The 2,872-nt window shown below is 70.4% G+C and carries 2 protein-coding genes; both read left to right on the top strand.

The window, feature by feature from the left end:
- Positions 1-1,533: terminase large subunit domain-containing protein (locus CCR97_RS17515; RefSeq protein ID WP_201159709.1), on the top strand; the 1,533-nt coding region annotated here is incomplete at its 5' end.
- Positions 1,530-2,872: phage portal protein family protein (locus CCR97_RS17510; protein WP_201159708.1), on the top strand; the 1,343-nt coding region annotated here is incomplete at its 3' end. The genes CCR97_RS17515 and CCR97_RS17510, both read left to right, overlap by 4 nt.

The raw sequence follows: 2,872 nt of genomic DNA, 5'->3' as shown, positions 1-2,872 counted from the left end.
GGCGAAAGCCTGCCGGCCGTGCTGCTGCCGTATCAGCGCGAGCTGCTGGCCGCCACCTCGAAGACGCAGCTCGTCGTCGTCGACAAGTCGCGCCGCATCGGAGCGACCTGGGGGATCGGGGCCGACGCGGTGCTGACCGCCGGCGCGCAGAAGAGCGCCGGCGGCATGGACGTGCTCTATCTCGGCTACAATCTCGACATGGCGCGCGAGTTCATCGACACCTGCGCCATGTGGGCGCGCGCCTTCTCGCCGGCCTGCAGCGCCGTGCAGGAGTTCCTGTTCCATGAGCAGGACGAGCGCGGCGCCGACCGCGCCATCCAGGCCTTCCGGATCAGCTTCGCCTCGGGCTTCGAGATCGTCGCGCTGTCGTCGCGCCCACGGAGCTTGCGCGGCCGCCAGGGCTACGTGATCCTCGACGAGTTCGCCTTTCACGACGAGGCCGACGAGCTGCTCAAGGCCGCGATCGCGCTCCTGATCTGGGGCGGCAAGGTCCTGGTGATCTCCACCCACAATGGCGTCGACAATCCGTTCAACACGCTGATCCAGGAGATCCGCGAAAGGCGCCGGCCCGGCGCCGTCGTGCGCTGCACCTTCGACGACGCGCTCGAACAGGGTCTCTATCAGCGCATCTGCCTGGTCACCGGCAAAGCGTGGTCACCCGAGGCCGAGGCGACCTTCCGGGCGGACATCCGCGGCTTCTACGGCGCCGGCGCGGCCGAGGAGCTGGACTGCATCCCGGCGCAGGGCTCCGGCGTCTATCTCACCGGCGCGCTGATCGAGGCCTGCATGACGGCGACCGCGCCCGTGCTGCGCCTCACATGCCCGAAGGGCTTCGAGCTGAAGCCCGATGCCGAGCGCGCCAGCTTCGTAGATGCCTGGATCGAGGACGCGCTCGCGCCCGTGCTGGCGGCGCTCGATGTGCGGATACGCCACGGCTACGGCTGGGACTTCGCCCGCTCCGGCGACCTCTCCGTCATGGTGCCGCTGTCGGAAGGCCGCGACCTGGTGCGGCGGACGCCCTTCGTGATCGAGCTTCGCAACGTGCCGTTCCGCGAGCAGGAGCGCATCCTGTTCCATGTGGTCGACCGGCTGCCGCGCTTCGGGGCCGGCAAGCACGACGCCCGCGGCAACGGCCAGGCGCTCGCCGAGTATGCCGTGCAGCGTTACGGCGCGCTGGCGATCGAGGCCGTGATGCCGTCGCAGCCCTGGTACATCGCCAACGTGCCGCCGCTGAAGCGCCGCTTCGAGGACCGCACCATCGCGATCCCGCGCGACGGCGACCACAAGGACGATCTGCGCCAGATCCGCATGGTGCGCGGCGTGCCGAAGGTGCCCGACGACGCCCACACGACCGGCGCCGACGGCGGCCAGCGGCATGGAGACTACGCGATCGCGCTGGTGCTGGCGAACGCCGCCATGGACTCCGAGGTCGGCGCCTATGGCTACGTGCCGGCCTCCGCGTTGGCGGACGATAGCGACGCCTGGCTCGACCAGGTGGTGGCGGACGAGACGGGAGGGCGTGCGCTGTGGTGACCCCGCGAAAGGCGATCCTCGGCCCGGATGGCGAGCCGATCGACACCTCGCTCCTGTCGCAGGAGATGGCGACGGCGACCTTCGGCGGCGCCCGCTCGGTACTGGCCGATGCGGTCGCCTCCGGCTTGACGCCGGAGGGCCTCGCCGCCGTGCTCAAGCGCGCCACCATCGGCGAGATCCGCGCCTATCTCACGCTCGCCGAGGAGATGGAGGAGCGCTACCTCCACTATGCGAGCCAGGTGCAGACGCGGCGGCTCGCGATCGAGGGCACCGAGATTTCGCTGCAGGTGCCGGACGGCGTGCCGGCCAAGATCGCCGACGCCGTGCACGAGCTGATCGCCGATCCCGGCTTCCTCGACGCCATGGGCGCGCTCACCGACGGCATCGCCAAGGGCTTCGCCGTGGTCGAGCCGATCTGGGAATACGAGGCCGGGCTCCTGCGGCCCGTCGCCTATCGCTGGCGCGACCCGCGCTTCTTCCAGTTCGATCGGCTGTCGATGACCGAGCTGCGCCTCGCGGTCGACGGCAATCTCGACGGCCTGCCGCTGCCGAAAGCGAAGTTCATCGTCCACGCGCCGCGGGCCAAGACCGGCATCCCGATCCGCCGCGGCTTTGCGCGCGCCGCCGCCTGGGCGTTCCTGATCCAGCAGTTCACGTTGAAGGATTGGGCCGCGTTCTGCGAGGTGTTCGGCATGCCGCTGCGCCTCGGCAAGTATCACTCGGGTGCCAGCGAGGCCGACAAGAAGACGCTGCTGCGCGCCGTCGCCGGCTTCTCGTCGGACGCGGCCGCCATCATCCCGCAGGGCATGGAGATCGAGTTCATCGAGCGCAAGGCGCTGGAGGGCTCGAGTTTCGAGAAGCTCGTCGACTATCTCGACCGCAACATCTCCAAGCTGGTCGTCGGCCAGACCATGACGGCCGACAAGGGCGCGAGCCTCGCCCAGGCCAAGGTTCACAACCAGGTGCGGCTCGACATCCAGCGGGCCGACTGCGGCCAGCTCGCCCACACGGCCAATAGCCAGCTGGTGCGGCTGTTCGTCTCCATGAACTTCGGGCCGCAGGAGGCGTACCCGTCGATCGACATGCCGGTCGCCGAGCCGGAGGACACGACGGCGCTCGCGGCCGCCGTCGAGAAGCTCGTCCCGCTCGGTTTAAAGGTCTCGCAGAAGGAGCTGCGCGGGAAGCTCGGGCTCTCCGAGCCGGCCGCGGGCGAGGACCTGCTCACGCCTCCCGCGGCGGCGGCGGCCGGGCCGATCGAGGTGCGCAGCGGCGCCGGCGATCGCCGCCCGGCCGGAGCGCGGCAGGATCGGGCCCGGCTGTCGGCCGGTCACGGCGGCGC

The organism is Rhodoplanes elegans (assembly GCF_016653355.1).
GTDB lineage: Bacteria > Pseudomonadota > Alphaproteobacteria > Rhizobiales > Xanthobacteraceae > Rhodoplanes > Rhodoplanes elegans.
Note: the sequence above shows the minus strand (reverse complement) of the source record. Positions and strands in the feature narration are given on the sequence as shown.